The organism is Streptomyces sp. NPDC085944 (assembly GCF_040686295.1).
GTDB lineage: Bacteria > Actinomycetota > Actinomycetes > Streptomycetales > Streptomycetaceae > Streptomyces > Streptomyces salinarius.
On sequence record NZ_JBFBJX010000009.1, the window covers coordinates 306872 to 321647 of the forward strand.

Consider the following 14776-nt stretch of genomic DNA (forward strand, 5'->3'; position numbering starts at 1 on the left):
CTGCCTCAGCCGGACTTGCGGGTGCGCGACGCGGCGGCCGTCTTGCGGCCGCGGCTGCCACCCGTGGCGGAGGGCCGACTGGAGGACGCCTTGGTCCCCGACTGGCTCTTGCTCCGAGTGGAGGACGCGGTCTTCCTCGCGGGGGCCTTCTTCGCGGCGGACTTCACGGCGGACTTCTTCGCGGCGGCGGACTTGCCGGTCGTGGCCCTGGCCGCCGTCGACCTGGCTCCGGCGGACTTGGCGGCGGTCTTCTTGGCGCCGGTGGTCTGCTTCTCCGCGGCCGTCTTCGGCTCTGCCGTCTTCGTCGCGGTCGTCTTCGTCGCTGCCGACTTCGTCGCCGTCGTCTTCGTCCCGGCCGCCCTGGCGGTGGTCTTCCTGGCCGGCGCCGTCCGGGCGGTCTTCGTGCCGTCGGCACCCTGCGACGCGCTGCCGTCGCCGTTCTTCCCGTCCTGTCCGCGCGGCTGCGTCAGCCAGGCCACCGCCGCCCCGGTGACGGCCACCGGCCACTCCACCAGCCCGGCGACACCCGCCACCCCGGCCCCCGTGTAGACGAGCACGCGCCGCCCGCGCGGCGACACCGCCCCGATCCTGTCCAACGCCCCCTCGGCGGCCCTGCCCACCGTGCCGGCACCCGGCACCTTCCGTACGGCCGAAGCGGCCGCGTGCAACGGCCGCGGGAGGGTCCGCGCCGACTTCTGCTCAGCCATGACTGTTCGTCCTCGCCCTGTCCGTGCGGTGGGAACCCAGGGCCGTCGAGCCCCTGGGAAACCCCGGGAACATCACCTTCCGCATTTCCCCGGGTTCCCGCACTTCGGGCGCTCATCCCGACGGAGTCGGCTCCCGCTCCAGGGCGATCGCGTGCAACCGCTCCAGCCGCTCCCGGGAGACCTCGTCGGCCGGCGCGTACGTCACCATCCGGGGGCCGGGCTCCGGACCGAGCCACAGGTCGGTGTGGTCGAGGCGGATGCGGCCGACGTGCCGGTTGACGAACTCCTTGCGCTTGCCGCGGTGCGCGACGACCTCGTACCGCTCCCAGGCCTCGCGGAACTCGGGGGACTGGGTGTGCAGCCGCTTGAGCAGCATCTTCCAGGCGGGCTCGGTGAGATGACCGGCCATGGTGGCGCGGAACCGGGCCGCCATCAGGCGCTGGGCCTCCTCCAGATGGACGATGGAGGACCGCCAGTCCTCGTTGGTGAAGGACAGGACCATGCAGTTGCGGTCCTCGGGCGGCACCGCGTCCAGGTCGCACAGCAGCAGCCCGTACGTCCGGTTGTGGGCGAGGATGTCGTACCGGCTGTTCTGCACACTGGCCGGGTAGGGCTCGAACTGCTCCAGCAGGGCGCGCACCGCCGGTGTGATGGCCGGGCAGACCGTCGCGGGCGTCGGGTCGACGGACCCGGCGAGTTGGAAGAGGTGGGCACGCTCGGTCGGGTCGAGCAGGAGGGCGCGGGCGAGGGCGTCGAGGACCTGCACGGAGACCTGGATGTCCCGGGCCTGCTCCAGCCAGGTGTACCAGGTGACGCCGACGGCCGAGAGCTGGGCGACCTCCTCGCGTCGCAGCCCCGGTGTCCGGCGGCGGCGTCCGCGGGGCAGCCCGACCTGCTCGGGGGCGATGCGTTCGCGGCGGCTGCGCAGGAAGGCGGCGAGTTCGTGCCGCCGGATCTCCGAGCCGGTGTCCCTGGGCGGGGACTGGACCGCCGTCTCCTGACCCGTCATCGTCGTCATGCCTCCCAGGGTGCCGCGTCCGGGACCCTGTTGCCAGGTACTCCCACTACCAGCATAAGGAGACTCTGGTACCACCCTGGAGAGGGTCGCAGGCTCGACCACGTGACCGAAACCATCACTTCACGTCCCGTCCGTACGGCCGCCCCCGGAGCGCCGGCCGCGCTCGGCGGCCTCGGACTCTTCACGGTGCTGCTGGCCGCGGCACTCCCGCTCGTCGACTTCTTCATCGTCAACGTCGCCCTGCCCACGATCGGCACGGACCTCTCCGCGAGCGAAGCGGTCCTGGAACTGGTCGTCGCCGGCTACGGGGTGGCGTACGCCGTCCTGCTGGTCCTCGGCGGCCGGCTCGGCGACCTCTTCGGCCGGCGCCGCCTGTTCCTGGGCGGCATGGCGGCCTTCGGACTGACCTCGCTGGCCTGCGGCCTGGCGCCGGACGCCTGGTCGCTGGTGGCGGCCCGGGTGGCGCAGGGCGCCTCGGCGGCCGCGATGCTGCCCCAGGTGCTGGCGACGATCCAGGCGACCACGACCGGCCCCCGGCGCGCGAAGGCCATGGGCCTGTACGGGGCGACCGCCGGACTGTCCATGGTCGCCGGCCAGATCCTGGGCGGCGTCCTGGTCGCCGCCGACATCGCGGGCACCGGCTGGCGTTCCGTCTTCCTGGTGAACGTCCCGGTCGTCCTCGCGGGCCTCTTCCTCGCCGCCCGTGCGGTCCCCGAGACCCGCTCCGCACGCCCCGAGCCGGTGGACGTCCCCGGCACCTTCCTGCTGGCCGCCTCGATCCTGACCCTGCTGGTCCCGCTGACCGAGGGCCGGGCGGCGGGCTGGCCGCTGTGGACGTGGCTGTCGCTGGCGGCGTTCCCCTTCGTCGCGGCGGCGTTCTACGCGGTGGAGCGCCGGGCGGACCGCGCGGGCCGTACGCCGCTGGTCCCGCCGAGCCTGTTCTCGATCGTGTCCCTGCGCCGCGGCCTCCTGCTCATCGTGCCGTTCTCGATCGGCTTCAGCGGCTTCATGTTCGTCATCGCGGTGGCCCTGCAGCAGGGCGCGGGCCTGGGCCCGGTGGCGGCGGGCCTGGCCCTGGCACCACTGGCGGTGGTGTTCTTCCTCTTCTCCCTCGCCGGTCCCCGGCTGGTCGCCCGCTACGGCACCCGCGTCGTCCCCACCGGTGCCGCCCTCCAGGGGCTGGGCCTGGCCCTGATGACGCTGGCCGCGTGGCGTTCCTGGCCCGATCTGGGACTGGTCGAACTCCTGCCGGGCGCGGCGGTCGCGGGCGCGGGGCAGGCGCTCCAGCTTCCGGTCGTCCTCCGGTTGGTCCTCTCGGAGGTGCCCGCCGAACGCGCCGGCGTGGGCAGCGGCGTGATGATCACCACCCAGCAGTCCTCGCTCGCCCTGGGCGTGGCCACCCTGGGCACGCTGTTCCTGTCGCTGATCCCGGGCATGGGCATGCGCGACGCCCTGGTGACGACGCTGCTGGTCCAGTTGGCGGCGGTGGCGCTGACCGGCCTGCTGAGCCTGCGCCTGCCCCGGACGATCGCCTGACGGCCGATCGAACGAACCAACCTCGTTTTGGTCCAGACCTCTTGACGAAAGGTCTGGACCAAAGCACTGTCATGCCTACGACACAAGTCGTCTCCCTCACCGATCCCCCACCGATCCCCCACCGGGAGGCCCGGCATGATCCGCCGCACGTTCCGTCTACTGGCCGCCGCACTGACGGCCACCGTCCTGGTCCCCCTGGGAGTCGCCACCGCGTCGGCGGCCCCCGGGGAAGCCACCCCGGCCACTCCGGCCGCCGACACCTGCGCCGTGAAGGGAAAGCCGGCCGGCAAGGTCCTCCAGGGCTACTGGGAGAACTGGGACGGCGCCGCCAACGGGGTCCACCCGCCCTTCGGCTGGACCCCGATCACCGACTCCCGGATCGGCGCCCACGGCTACAACGTCCTGAACGCGGCCTTCCCGGTGATCCTCTCCGACGGCACGGCGCTGTGGGAGGACGGCATGGACCGGGGCGTGAAGGTGGCGACGCCCGAGGAGATGTGCGCGGCCAAGGCGTCCGGGCAGACGATCCTGCTCTCCATCGGCGGCGCGACGGCCGGCATCGACCTCAACTCGACCGCGGTCGCGGACCGTTTCGTCGACACGATCGTGCCGATCCTCGAGAAGTACAACTTCGACGGCATCGACATCGACATCGAGACCGGCCTGACCGGCAGCGGCGACATCAACCGGCTCTCCGCGTCCCAGTCCAACCTGATCCGCATCATCGACGGCGTCCTGGCCCGCATGCCCTCGAACTTCGGCCTGACGATGGCCCCGGAGACGGCGTACGTCACCGGCGGCAGCATCGTCTACGGCTCGATCTGGGGCGCGTACCTGCCGATCATCAAGAAGTACGCGGACAACGGCCGCCTGTGGTGGCTGAACATGCAGTACTACAACGGCAGCATGTACGGCTGCTCCGGCGACTCCTACTCGGCCGGCACCGTGCAGGGCTTCACCGCCCAGACCGACTGCCTGGACAAGGGCCTGGTCATCCAGGGCACGACGATCCGGGTGCCCTACGACAAGCAGGTCCCGGGCCTGCCCGCCCAGCCCGGCGCGGGCGGCGGCTACATGTCACCGTCCCTGGTCTCCCAGGCCTGGAACCACTACAACGGCTCGCTCAAGGGCCTGATGACCTGGTCCCTCAACTGGGACGGCTCGAAGAACTGGACCTTCGCCAACAACGTGAAGTCCCTGCAGGGCCGCTAGCCGGGGGCTGAACCTGTAATCCGGCCCCCTGAACCTGTAGTCCGTGCCCCTGAAACGCCGAAACGCCCACCCCCCTCCCGACCGAGTCGGGTGGTGGGTGGGCACAGGCCGGGGGTCCAGGGGGCGGAGCCCCCTGGTACGGCAACCGAACCGGACGTTCAGCAGCCAACCAGCCGAGACGCGAGGTACCCCTCGATCTGGTCCAGCGACACGCGCTCCTGCTTCATCGTGTCCCGCTCCCGCACGGTCACCGCGTTGTCGTCCAGCGTGTCGAAGTCGACGGTCACGCAGAACGGCGTCCCGATCTCGTCCTGACGCCGGTACCGGCGCCCGATCGCACCCGCGTCGTCGAACTCGATGTTCCAGTGCTGCCGCAGCGCCTGCGCCAGCCCCTTCGCCTTCGGCGACAGGTCGGGGTTGCGGGACAGCGGCAGCACGGCGACCTTCACCGGGGACAGCCGCGGGTCGAGCCGCAGCACCGTGCGCTTCTCCAGCTTGCCCTTGGCGTTCGGCGCCTCGTCCTCGATGTACGCGTCGAGCAGGAAGGCGAGCATCGCGCGCCCGACACCGGCCGCCGGCTCGATGACGTACGGCGTCCAGCGCTCCTGGGCCTCCTGGTCGTAGTAGGAGAGGTCCTGGCCGGAGGCCTTGGCGTGCGAGGAGAGGTCGTAGTCGGTGCGGTTGGCGACGCCCTCCAGCTCGCCCCACTCACTGCCGCCGAACCGGAAGCGGTACTCGATGTCGGCGGTGCGCTTGGAGTAGTGGGAGAGCTTCTCGGCGGGGTGCTCGTACCACCGCATGTTCTCCTCGCGCAGGCCGAGACCGGTGTACCAGTTCCAGCGCTGCTCCATCCAGTACTCCTGCCACTTCTCGTCCTCGCCCGGCTTGACGAAGAACTCCATCTCCATCTGCTCGAACTCGCGGGTGCGGAAGATGAAGTTGCCGGGCGTGATCTCGTTGCGGAAGGACTTGCCCATCTGGGCGATGCCGAACGGCGGCTTGCGGCGCGAAGTGGTCTGCACCTGGGCGAAGTTGGTGAAGATGCCCTGGGCGGTCTCGGGCCGCAGGTAGGCGACGGAGCCGCTGTCCTGGGTCGGGCCGAGGTGGGTGGAGAGCAGACCGGAGAACTGCTTGGGCTCGGTGAAGGTGCCCTTGTTGCCGCAGTTGGGGCAGTTGAGGTCGGCCAGGCCGTTCTCCGGCGCGCGGCCCTTCTTCTCCTCGTACTCCTCCTCCAGGTGGTCCGCGCGGAACCGCTTGTGGCAGGAGGTGCACTCGGTCAGCGGGTCCGTGAAGGTGGCGACGTGGCCGGAGGCCACCCAGACCTCGGGAGCCAGGATCACGGAGGAGTCGAGACCGACGACGTCCTCGCGCGAGGTGACCATGTAGCGCCACCACTGGCGCTTGAGGTTCTCCTTGAGCTCGACACCCAGCGGACCGTAGTCCCAGGCGGCGCGCTGACCGCCGTAGATCTCACTGCACGGGAATACGAAGCCACGGCGCTTGCTCAGGCTGACGATGGTGTCGATCTTGTCGGCGGCCACGGTGCTCTCTTCATTACGACGACGGGCGACGAAGCGAGATGCTTCCAGAGAATGCTTCAGGTTACCGGCGCGGGTCGCCCCTCGGCCAAATCGGGGCCTCCCGTCCGCGGAATCGCCTGCTTGTTGACAACGGTTTCCATATTTGTTGAAAATGAGTGTCATGAACGAACGACGACGCCGCATATCCGGCATAGCAGTCACCGCGGCCACCGCACTCGGCCTCGGCACCCTCTCCGCCTGCTCCAGCGACAGCTCGGCGGCGGGCAATACGGACAAGTTCGACGTCGTCGCGTCCTTCTACCCCATGGAGTACCTGGCCGAGCAGATCGGCGGGGACCACGTGAACGTCACCACGCTCACCGAACCCGGCCAGGAGCCGCACGACCTGGAGCTGAGCGCCAAGCAGACCGCCCGGATGGGCGAGGCGGACGCGGTGCTCCACCTCAAGTCCCTCCAGCCCGCCGTGGACGAGGCGATCGCCCAGTCCGGCGTGAAGACGAAGATCGACGCGGCCACGCTGACCAAGCTCGAGGACCACGGCGACGTGGAGCACGACCACGACCACGGCGGCGAGGAGCACGCGGACGAGCACGCCGAGGAGGAGCACTCCGAGGGCGGGGAGCACGCGCTCGACCCGCACGTGTGGCTGGACCCGGTGAAGTACGCGGAGATCGCCCAGGGCGTCGCGAAGGCCTTCGAGAAGGCCGACCCGGACCACGCCGCCGACTACCGCGAGAACGCGGAGGCGCTGGCGAAGAAGCTGGGCGACCTGGACACCGCCTACAAGGACGGCCTGAAGAACACCGCGACCAAGGTCTTCTTCACCAACCACGCCGCCTTCGGCTACCTCGCCGAGCGCTACGGCCTCACCCAGGAGGCCATCAACGGCCTCGACCCGGAGAGCGAGCCCAGCCCCGCCCGGATCAAGGAGCTCCAGGAGGAGGCCAAGGCCGACGGCGTCACCACGGTCTTCTACGAGACACTGGTGTCCGACAAGACCGCGAAGACCCTGGCCAAGGACGCGGGCCTGAAGACGGACGTCCTCGATCCGCTGGAGGGCATCACCGACAAGTCCAAGGGCGAGGACTACGTCGGGGTCATGCAGTCCAACCTCAAGGCGCTGGAAACCGCCCTCGGCGCCAAGTAAGCAGTACCACCCGCAGTTCGATCGTTACGGAGGACATCGTGAGCGACGAGTCCGTCATATCCCTGCGCGGCGTCCGCGCCGAGCTGGGCTCACGCCCCGTCCTGCGCGGCATCGACCTCACCGTGCGGCGCGGCCAGGTGGTCGCGCTGCTCGGCGCCAACGGCTCCGGCAAGTCCACGGCCGTGCGCACGATCATCGGCCAGGTGCCGGTGACGGACGGGGAGATCGAGCTGTTCGGCACCCCCAGGCGCCGCTTCCGCGACTGGGGGCGCCTGGGTTACGTCCCGCAGCGCACCACGGCCGCGGGCGGCGTCCCCGCCACGGTGACCGAGGTGGTCTCCTCGGGCCGGCTCTCCCGGGCCCGCTTCGGCGTCCTGCGCAAGGCCGACCACGAGGCCGTACGCCGCGCCCTCGACCTGGTCGGCATGGCCGACCGCGCCAAGGACTCGGTGAACGCCCTCTCCGGCGGCCAGCACCAGCGGGTACTGATCGCCCGCGCGCTCGCCGCCGAGCCCGAGCTGCTGATCATGGACGAGCCGATGGCGGGCGTCGACCTGGCCAGCCAGGAGGTGCTGGCGGAAACCCTGCGGGGGCAGGTCGCGGCCGGGGCGACCGTCCTCCTCGTCCTGCACGAGCTGGGCCCGCTGGAGCCGCTGATCGACCGGGCCGTGGTGCTCCGCGACGGCTGCGTCCTGCACGACGGCCCGCCGCCCGAGGCGGTCGGCCAGCACGCGCTGCCCGGCCACGACCACGTCCACCCGCACGCCCCCGAGGGCGCCGAACCGATCCGCACCGGCCTGCTGAGCTGAGAAGGCGACGACCATGGAAATCCTGAACTACGCCTTCATGCAGCGGGCGCTGCTCGCCGCCGTGCTGGTCGGCATCACCGCCCCGGCCATCGGCATCTACCTGGTCCAGCGCCGCCAGGCCCTCATGGGCGACGGCATCGGCCACGTGGCGATGACCGGCGTCGGCCTCGGCTTCCTGCTCTCCTGGTCCCCCGTGTGGATGGCGACCCTGGTCTCCGTCCTCGGCGCGGTCCTCATGGAGCTGATCCGCTGGTACGGCAAGACCCGCGGCGACATCGCCCTCGCCATGCTCTTCTACGGCGGCATGGCGGGCGGCGTGATGTTCATCAACCTCGCGCCGGGCGGCTCCAACGCCAACCTCACCTCGTACCTCTTCGGCTCGCTGTCGACGGTCTCCGAGTCCGACGTGACCGCGATCTGCCTGCTGGCCGCCTTCGTGGTCCTCGTCACCGTCGGTCTGCGCCGCCAGCTGTTCGCCGTCAGCCAGGACGAGGAGTTCGCCCGGGTCACCGGGCTGCCGGTGCGCGCGCTGAACCTGCTGACGGCCGTCACGGCGGCCGTCACGGTCACCGTCGCGATGCGCGTGGTCGGCCTGCTCCTGGTCTCGGCGCTGATGGTGGTCCCGGTGGCCGCCGCGCAGCAGCTCACCCGCAGCTTCGCCGCCACCTTCGCCATCGCCGTCGCCCTCGGGGTGAGCGTGACGATCGGCGGCACCGTCACGTCGTACTACCAGGACGTGCCGCCCGGCGCGACGATCGTGCTGCTGACCATCGGCGCCTTCATCCTGCTGAGCGTGCTGGCCGCCCCGCTGGCCAGGCGACGCGCGCGGGCACTCGCCGCCGCACAGCCCGCCGCGGATCCGGCGGAGTGCAAGATTCCGGCCACCAGGGGGGCCGCCGACGAGGTCGGCGTCTGACCGCGGGACTGCCGGGCTGGCACAATGGCCCGGCAAGCCGCGAAGACGTGAGGAGGAATCCAGTGACCACCGCTGGACCGCCCGTGAAGGGCCGCGCCACCCGGCAGCGGGCTGCCGTGTCGGCCGCCCTTCAGGAGGTCGAGGAGTTCCGCAGCGCGCAGGAGCTCCACGACATGCTCAAGCACAAGGGCGACGCGGTCGGGCTCACCACGGTCTACCGCACCCTGCAGTCCCTCGCCGACGCCGGCGAGGTCGACGTCCTGCGCACCGCCGAGGGCGAGTCCGTCTACCGGCGCTGCTCCACCGGCGACCATCACCACCACCTGGTCTGCCGCGCCTGCGGCAAGGCCGTCGAGGTGGAGGGCCCCGCCGTCGAGAAATGGGCCGAGGCCATCGCCGCCGAGCACGGCTACGTCAACGTGGCGCACACCGTGGAGATCTTCGGCACCTGCGCCGACTGTGCGGGGGCCTCCGGCGGTTGAGCGGGTGGGGCCCTCGGACTGCGCCCTGGGCCCCCTGTCGGCCTGAACGGCCTCGTCCTCAAGCGCCGGACGGGCTGTTTTGTGCCGCCCGTGGCTTACTGGGTACTGCGGCCTTCCATGGCCAGGAGCTCCTCGTTGGGGATGGCGCCGCCGAAGCGGCGGTCGCGGGAGGCGAACTCCAGGCAGGCCCGCCACAGGTCGCGCCGGTCGAAGTCCGGCCACAGCACGTCCTGGAAGACCATCTCCGCGTACGCGCTCTGCCAGATCAGGTAGTTCGACGTCCGCTGCTCCCCGCTCGGCCGCAGGAACACGTCCACGTCCGGCATGTCCGGGTAGTACAGGTACTTCGCGAGCGTCTTCTCGTTGACCTTGGCCGGGTCGAGCTTCCCGGCCCGCACGTCCTCGGCGAGGGCCTGCGCCGCGTCGGCGATCTCGGCCCGCCCGCCGTAGTTCATGCAGAAGTACAGCGTCAGCCGGTCGTTGTCCTTGGTCTGCTCCTGTGCGACCTGGAGCTCCTTGGCCACCGACTTCCACAGCCGGGGCATCCGCCCCGCCCAGCGCACCCGCACCCCCAGCTCGTCGAGGGTGTCGCGGGACTTGCGGATGAAGTCGCGGTTGAAGTTCATCAGGAAGCGCACCTCCTCCGGCGAGCGCTTCCAGTTCTCGGTGGAGAAGGCGTACAGGGAGATGTTCCCGACGCCGATCTCGATCGCGCCCTGGAGCACGTCCATGACCTGCTCGGCGCCGACCTTGTGCCCCTCGGTGCGCGGCAGCCCGCGCTCCTTGGCCCAGCGGCCGTTGCCGTCCATGACGATCGCCACGTGCTCCGGCACCAGCTCCCCGAGCTTCGGCGGACGCGCGCCGGACGGGTGCGGCTCCGGCGTCCTGTACTCCCGGCGCTGCCGCCCCAGAATCCCGCGTACGGCCATATCGGTTCTCTCCTACTTCTCGACGTACCGCAGGGAGCGCAGTCCCCGCTCAAGGTGCCAGTGCAGGTAGGCGGAGACCAGTCCGCTCCCCTCCCGCACGTACCGCGGCTCGGCCGCGTCCGCCGTGCCCCAGTCCCCCGCGAGCAGCGCCCCGAGCAGTTCCAGGGCCTGCGGCGAGGGTACGACGCTGCCGGGCACCCGGCAGTCGACGCAGACGGAGCCGCCCGAGCCGACCGAGAAGAACCGGTTCGGACCGGGCAGGCCGCACCTCGCGCAGTCCCCGAAGGTCGGGGCGTATCCGTTCACGGCCAGCGAGCGCAGCAGGAACGCGTCCAGCACCAGGTTCGGCGCGTGCTCGCCCCGGGCGAGGGTCCTGAGCCCGCCGACCAGCAGCAGATACTGCTGCACCGCCGGCTCGCCCTCGTGGTCGGTGAACCGCTCGGCCGTCTCCAGCATGGCGGTCCCCGCGGTGTAGCGCGCGTAGTCGGTGACGATCCCGCCACCGTAGGGCGCGATCGTCTCGCTCTGCGTGCACAGCGGCAGCCCGCGCCCGACCAGCTCGCTGCCCTTCGAGAAGAACTGCACGTCCACGTGCGAGAACGGCTCCAGCCGCGCGCCGAACTTCGACTTAGTGCGCCGCACCCCGCGCGCCACGGCGCGTACGCGGCCGTGACCGCGCGTGAGCATGGTGATGATCCGGTCCGCCTCACCCAGCTTCTGGGTGCGCAGCACGATGCCGTCGTCGCGGAACAGACTCATGCCGCCCATTCTCGCGCATCCTTCAAGGCACCTCGCCACGGCTCCGGGCGTTGGTGTACGCGGTCGCCGCACTGAGCCGCTCCGACGCGGTGGCGTGACGTACGTCACCCGGTGCGGCGTCCCACTCCCGTCCCCCGCCGTACGGCCGCAGCTGCACGTACGGTCCCTCGTGGCCCATGACGATCCCGACCCGTCCGCTGCGGACGTCCACGGCGTAGACCCCGACGGGCGGCGTCGTCGTCATCGCAGTACCGCCGCGAGGCGCTGCGCGGTCTCCACGGAACACCGGCCCAATTCGACGAGCGGGCAGGGTGCCTCCCGCGCGAGACTCACCGGGTCGAGCCCGAGTGAGGGCAGAACAATTCCCGCCTCCGCGAGCGCCGCGCGCAATTCTTTCACCGTGTCCTCCGCTCCTTCGACGCAGAGCGCCGAGTGTCGTGCTTCCACCGCTTTCCCTTCCCTTTACGGTTTCACTCTTCGTGTCCCCAGAATGCCGCGACGTGCCTACACTCGGCAGGAGTACGTGCACTACAAGTGCGGTTCAGCACAGGGGGGTTGGTTATGGCCAACGGTTCACGGCAGGCTGCGTGGGAGTTCTTCGGAACGGAACTGAAACGACGGCGGGAAGACGCCGGAATCACCCAAGTAGAGCTGGGGACAAGGGTTTTCGTCTCCGGTGGCTACATCGGCCAGTTCGAACAGGCAATTCGCAAACCCCAGTTGGACGTGGCCCAACGGATCGACGAGGCGCTACAAACCGACGGTATTTTCGAGCGCCTGTGCAGGAAGCTGATTGATGATCCGCGGTATGCGGATTACTTCGCCGGGGTGGTCGAGCTGGAGCGGCTGGCCACGAAGATCTGCGAGTTCGCACCGACGGTCGTGCCGGGCCTGCTCCAGACAGCGGACTACGCCCGCGCGGTCACCATCGCCGCGAACCCCTTCCAGCCGGACTCGTACGTCGACGAGATCGTCGCCGCGCGTTTGGAGCGGTCGCTGATCCTGGCCGACGCTACAAGGCCCGAGTATTGGGTGACGTTGCACGAGAACGTGCTGCGGATCCCGGTGGGCGGCCCGCAGGCGATGGCGGCACAACTGGAGCACGTGGCACGGCTGATGCGGGGGCGCACAGCGCTGGTGACGCAGCCATGACAGGAGATCTGAGGCTCATGGAGTTCGAGGACGCGCCTCCGGTCGCCTATACAGAGACGTCGTTTTCGGGAACCCTGGTGGACACTCCAACCGTGGTGAAGCGGGCGCAGCGCGCATACGATCTCCTCAGGGTCGCCGCGCTGTCGCCGGAGGCGTCCCTGGCCCTGGTCGAATCGGCGGCGGAGGACTTCAGACGATGCGCGAGTACGACCTGACCAACGCCCGCTGGACGAAGAGCAGCTACAGCAACGGCGAGGGTGGCAATTGCGTCGAAGTCGCTGACGGAGTACCCGGCGTCGTACCCCTCCGCGACAGCAAGGTGGCCGGTGGGCCGGTGATCGTCGTCGGGTCGGTGGCCTGGACGGAGTTCGTCCGCACCGTGGGGGCCACTCGCTTCCTTGCCAGTGTCGTGCCTCCGCGACCCGAGTAAAGGGCGCTTCGCGTCGGCTCCGCCGATGGGCCTGCGGCCCACCCTTGACTCGGCTCGCTCCAGCACGAGGAAGAAGCGAGCGAGCGCCCCGGAAAGACGGGTGGCCGAGGCCCGCCGGCCCCTTCGGCCAGCCACCCAGTCCCCGGCACGAGGGCGCACTCCGCCTCGCCTGCACGCCGGGTCGCCTCAGCGTCTGACGGCCGGTGGGCGGTCCCGTCCCGGCACGGGGAACCCTCGGGCAGACCCCCTCTCAAAAACCGAGGACAAAATCGCGAATCTGTCCTCGGTTTTCGGCAGGGGTCCTCCACCTCACCGACAGCCACCCACAAGCCATCCACCGGGCGTTGGCCGCTTAGCCCGCCCAGCGTGCTGGCGCGGCGCAGACGCGCCCTCACCCCCGGGCGAGTGGCAAACCGGCGTAAGGGACGACGTACCCGGGACACCCACCCTCCCCCGGCCGCCCGCACGCTTCTCACCCGTGCTGGAGCAAGCCGGGTCAAGGGTGACCCGAAGGGTCATCGCCGAAGGCGACGCGCAGCGACAGCGGAGCGCCCTTGACGCGGATCGCGGAAGCACGACACTGACCAAGAAGCGGGCGGCCCCACGACCACTCCTCCAACACACGGCACCTCCGGCCTACGACTCACGCCCCCGCCCTCATCGATCTCCCGGACGATGACCAAGACGCCCCCGATCAGCAAGAGTTGTCTCGGCAAAACACAACGGAGGAGGCACACCATGTCGTACCCAGGGCCGCGCTACCTGGGCGAGAAGGGCGAGATCAACGCCGTGTTCAGGCCGGCCGACACCCCGCCGGACATCGTCTCCCCCGGCGGCACGACCACCCACTACCTCGCGAGCCACACCTCCACAGGGGGTGAATTCGGGCTGTACAAGGTGGACATGGGACCCAAGGCACCGGTCAGCGAGACGCACTTCCACCGAGGCATCTCCAAGTCTGTGCGTCACGGTCGGCAGGCTGCACGCCTTCAAGAAGGCGCACTCCCACATCGGCGTCGCCGCCAGCCTCCGCACACGTAAGGCTCCGCATCCGCGTCAGGCAATCGACATCCTCGACGGCAACTCTGAAAGGGCATATCCATCCTGACGACCCTCCTCACACCACGCGATCCCTCACGCAGTCGACAGCCGCTGAAGGCCCATCAGCCGGTGCCTGATGGGCCTTCAGGTTTGCACTCACGACATCTGAAAACTGGGCAACGCTACTGGAGTGTCAATTGCATGCCGAACCCTCCCAGAACACCCAACCATGGACTGCTGGGCATACAGGGATCACGACCCTTGCCGAAGGGTCTCCAGTTCACCAGTCGGGAAGGGAATCCCACCCCACACCTTTGAGTATGCGGACGTGCTACCGCATCGAACCAACACGTCGTCAGCCATGATCACCACGCTGCGAATAAATGCACGAACATCAACCCAACCGCACCATCGCAGACTGCCACCACTCCAGCGGCGGGACTCTGATTCCATGTCCGCGAATTGGACGACCTGCAAGTACGCCTCTTCGTCCGCTCCTGTAAGGAATAGGAAGGTGCCTGCGGGCTCTGCAGGAAGGAACGCTGTCGCCGAGCTCGACCCCAGTCGAAGGTCAACGGCCGCTTGCACTACAGAACCGAGACCATCTCCGACGTACGTGGTGTGCACTTCGATGGTCTCTCGGGGGAACCCTAGAACGAGGTCGGCCGAACCGGTCCGCACCATCTTCCAATGCAAAGTAACTTTTCCCATTGCTATCACCTTGGGTAGGCGGTACGTAGAGATCCGTCTGGATTTAGGATTACTTCGACGCTCGTTTCACCTCGGGACCCAACAGGGTAACCGAAGTCGTGCGTGTGAATTGTTCCGTCGCGAGGGCACCCAGCAGCATCGGGAGTATTTCGCCGCCCTGGCGTCTTCGCAGTATCCTCAATCAACTCTCCAATTTCATCGAGATCTGCATAATTAGAGAAAGTTGTATTTCCAGGCGTCACTCCTGGACTTCCATCTATGTGCTCATCCAGCACATGCTGCCAACCATCTCTGAGGTTGTTCCCCGGGAGTGGACACCGGGTTTCATGCGGCGAGTGACAGCGTATGTGATGTGGTCAGACGCTGTTCGAACTCGACCGGTGTGA

14 protein-coding genes and 2 pseudogenes are annotated in these 14776 nt (G+C 69.3%); 9 read left to right on the forward strand and 7 right to left on the reverse strand.

The features are described 5' to 3' along the window. Positions 1-5: 5 nt before the first annotated feature. A complete protein-coding gene (locus AB0P07_RS20370) occupies positions 6-707 on the reverse strand; it encodes a hypothetical protein (RefSeq protein WP_365552446.1) in 702 nt (233 codons plus the stop codon). A gap of 112 nt (positions 708-819) precedes the next feature. Beyond that, entirely contained in the window at positions 820-1716 is an 897-nt protein-coding gene (locus AB0P07_RS20375; protein ID WP_365552479.1) for a helix-turn-helix domain-containing protein, read from the reverse strand. A gap of 111 nt (positions 1717-1827) precedes the next feature. Between AB0P07_RS20375 and AB0P07_RS20380 the strand changes: the two genes are divergently transcribed. Both AB0P07_RS20380 and AB0P07_RS20385 read left to right on the forward strand, forming a co-directional pair. Further along, positions 1828-3261, forward strand: coding sequence for an MFS transporter (locus AB0P07_RS20380; RefSeq protein WP_365552448.1), 1434 nt, complete (start codon positions 1828-1830; stop codon positions 3259-3261). A gap of 135 nt (positions 3262-3396) precedes the next feature. After that, the gene (locus tag AB0P07_RS20385; protein ID WP_365552449.1) at positions 3397-4473 is read left to right on the forward strand and encodes a chitinase; all 1077 of its coding nucleotides are present in this window, start codon (positions 3397-3399) and stop codon (positions 4471-4473) included. A 158-nt stretch (positions 4474-4631) separates the two neighbouring features. Here the strand turns inward: AB0P07_RS20385 and AB0P07_RS20390 are convergent, their stop codons facing one another. Further along, on the reverse strand, positions 4632-6014 hold the full coding sequence (locus AB0P07_RS20390) for a glycine--tRNA ligase (protein WP_365552451.1): 1383 nt from the start codon (positions 6012-6014) through the stop codon (positions 4632-4634). Between the two features lie 160 nt (positions 6015-6174). Here AB0P07_RS20390 and AB0P07_RS20395 point away from each other — a divergent pair, with 160 nt between their 5' ends. The 4 genes from AB0P07_RS20395 to AB0P07_RS20410 all read left to right on the forward strand — a co-directional run bounded on the left by AB0P07_RS20395 (position 6175) and on the right by AB0P07_RS20410 (position 9368). Then, positions 6175-7161, forward strand: coding sequence for a zinc ABC transporter substrate-binding protein (locus AB0P07_RS20395; RefSeq protein ID WP_365552452.1), 987 nt, complete (start codon positions 6175-6177; stop codon positions 7159-7161). Between the two features lie 38 nt (positions 7162-7199). Beyond that, positions 7200-7970 carry a metal ABC transporter ATP-binding protein gene (locus tag AB0P07_RS20400; RefSeq protein WP_365552454.1) on the forward strand — a complete coding sequence of 257 codons (771 nt, stop codon included), beginning with the start codon at positions 7200-7202 and terminating at the stop codon, positions 7968-7970. A gap of 13 nt (positions 7971-7983) precedes the next feature. Beyond that, complete coding sequence (locus AB0P07_RS20405) at positions 7984-8886, forward strand: metal ABC transporter permease (RefSeq protein ID WP_102927434.1); 903 nt, start codon at positions 7984-7986, stop codon at positions 8884-8886. A 62-nt stretch (positions 8887-8948) separates the two neighbouring features. Further along, positions 8949-9368 (forward strand): transcriptional repressor, encoded by a 420-nt coding sequence (locus tag AB0P07_RS20410; RefSeq protein ID WP_007449657.1) that lies wholly within the window; start codon positions 8949-8951, stop codon positions 9366-9368. A 95-nt stretch (positions 9369-9463) separates the two neighbouring features. Here the strand turns inward: AB0P07_RS20410 and AB0P07_RS20415 are convergent, their stop codons facing one another. The 4 genes from AB0P07_RS20415 to AB0P07_RS20430 are packed head-to-tail and all read right to left on the reverse strand — an operon-like array spanning position 9464 to position 11503. After that, complete coding sequence (locus tag AB0P07_RS20415) at positions 9464-10297, reverse strand: isoprenyl transferase (RefSeq protein WP_228955178.1); 834 nt, start codon at positions 10295-10297, stop codon at positions 9464-9466. A 12-nt stretch (positions 10298-10309) separates the two neighbouring features. Further along, the gene (recO, locus tag AB0P07_RS20420) at positions 10310-11056 is read right to left on the reverse strand and encodes a DNA repair protein RecO (protein WP_365552457.1); all 747 of its coding nucleotides are present in this window, start codon (positions 11054-11056) and stop codon (positions 10310-10312) included. A 22-nt stretch (positions 11057-11078) separates the two neighbouring features. Further along, positions 11079-11300 carry a hypothetical protein gene (locus AB0P07_RS20425; RefSeq protein WP_365552463.1) on the reverse strand — a complete coding sequence of 74 codons (222 nt, stop codon included), beginning with the start codon at positions 11298-11300 and terminating at the stop codon, positions 11079-11081. Then, entirely contained in the window at positions 11297-11503 is a 207-nt protein-coding gene (locus tag AB0P07_RS20430; RefSeq protein ID WP_087809446.1) for a hypothetical protein, read from the reverse strand. Before AB0P07_RS20430 ends, AB0P07_RS20425 begins: the two co-directional genes overlap by 4 nt. 114 nt (positions 11504-11617) lie before the next feature. Here AB0P07_RS20430 and AB0P07_RS20435 point away from each other — a divergent pair. The 3 genes and pseudogenes from AB0P07_RS20435 to AB0P07_RS20445 all read left to right on the forward strand — a co-directional run. Continuing rightward, positions 11618-12423: pseudogene (locus AB0P07_RS20435) on the forward strand (helix-turn-helix transcriptional regulator). Then, on the forward strand, positions 12405-12638 hold the full coding sequence (locus AB0P07_RS20440) for a DUF397 domain-containing protein (RefSeq protein ID WP_365552465.1): 234 nt from the start codon (positions 12405-12407) through the stop codon (positions 12636-12638). The pseudogene AB0P07_RS20435 and the gene AB0P07_RS20440 overlap by 19 nt, the downstream one beginning before the upstream one ends. Before the next feature lie 738 nt (positions 12639-13376). After that, positions 13377-13598, forward strand: a pseudogene (locus tag AB0P07_RS20445) (cupin); the annotation flags it as partial. Positions 13599-14776: the final 1178 nt, after the last annotated feature.

Bases quoted from the DNA above. Each gene is read 5' to 3' on its own strand.
- AB0P07_RS20405 (WP_102927434.1), top strand. From the start codon at position 7,984: ATGGAAATCCTGAACTACGCCTTCATGCAGCGGGCGCTGCTCGCCGCC.
- recO (WP_365552457.1), bottom strand. From the start codon at position 11,056: ATGAGTCTGTTCCGCGACGACGGCATCGTGCTGCGCACCCAGAAGCTG.
- AB0P07_RS20370 (WP_365552446.1), bottom strand. From the start codon at position 707: ATGGCTGAGCAGAAGTCGGCGCGGACCCTCCCGCGGCCGTTGCACGCG.
- AB0P07_RS20440 (WP_365552465.1), top strand. From the start codon at position 12,405: ATGCGCGAGTACGACCTGACCAACGCCCGCTGGACGAAGAGCAGCTAC.
- AB0P07_RS20395 (WP_365552452.1), top strand. From the start codon at position 6,175: ATGAACGAACGACGACGCCGCATATCCGGCATAGCAGTCACCGCGGCC.
- AB0P07_RS20375 (WP_365552479.1), bottom strand. From the start codon at position 1,716: ATGACGGGTCAGGAGACGGCGGTCCAGTCCCCGCCCAGGGACACCGGC.
- AB0P07_RS20425 (WP_365552463.1), bottom strand. From the start codon at position 11,300: ATGACGACGACGCCGCCCGTCGGGGTCTACGCCGTGGACGTCCGCAGC.
- AB0P07_RS20415 (WP_228955178.1), bottom strand. From the start codon at position 10,297: ATGGCCGTACGCGGGATTCTGGGGCGGCAGCGCCGGGAGTACAGGACG.
- AB0P07_RS20385 (WP_365552449.1), top strand. From the start codon at position 3,397: ATGATCCGCCGCACGTTCCGTCTACTGGCCGCCGCACTGACGGCCACC.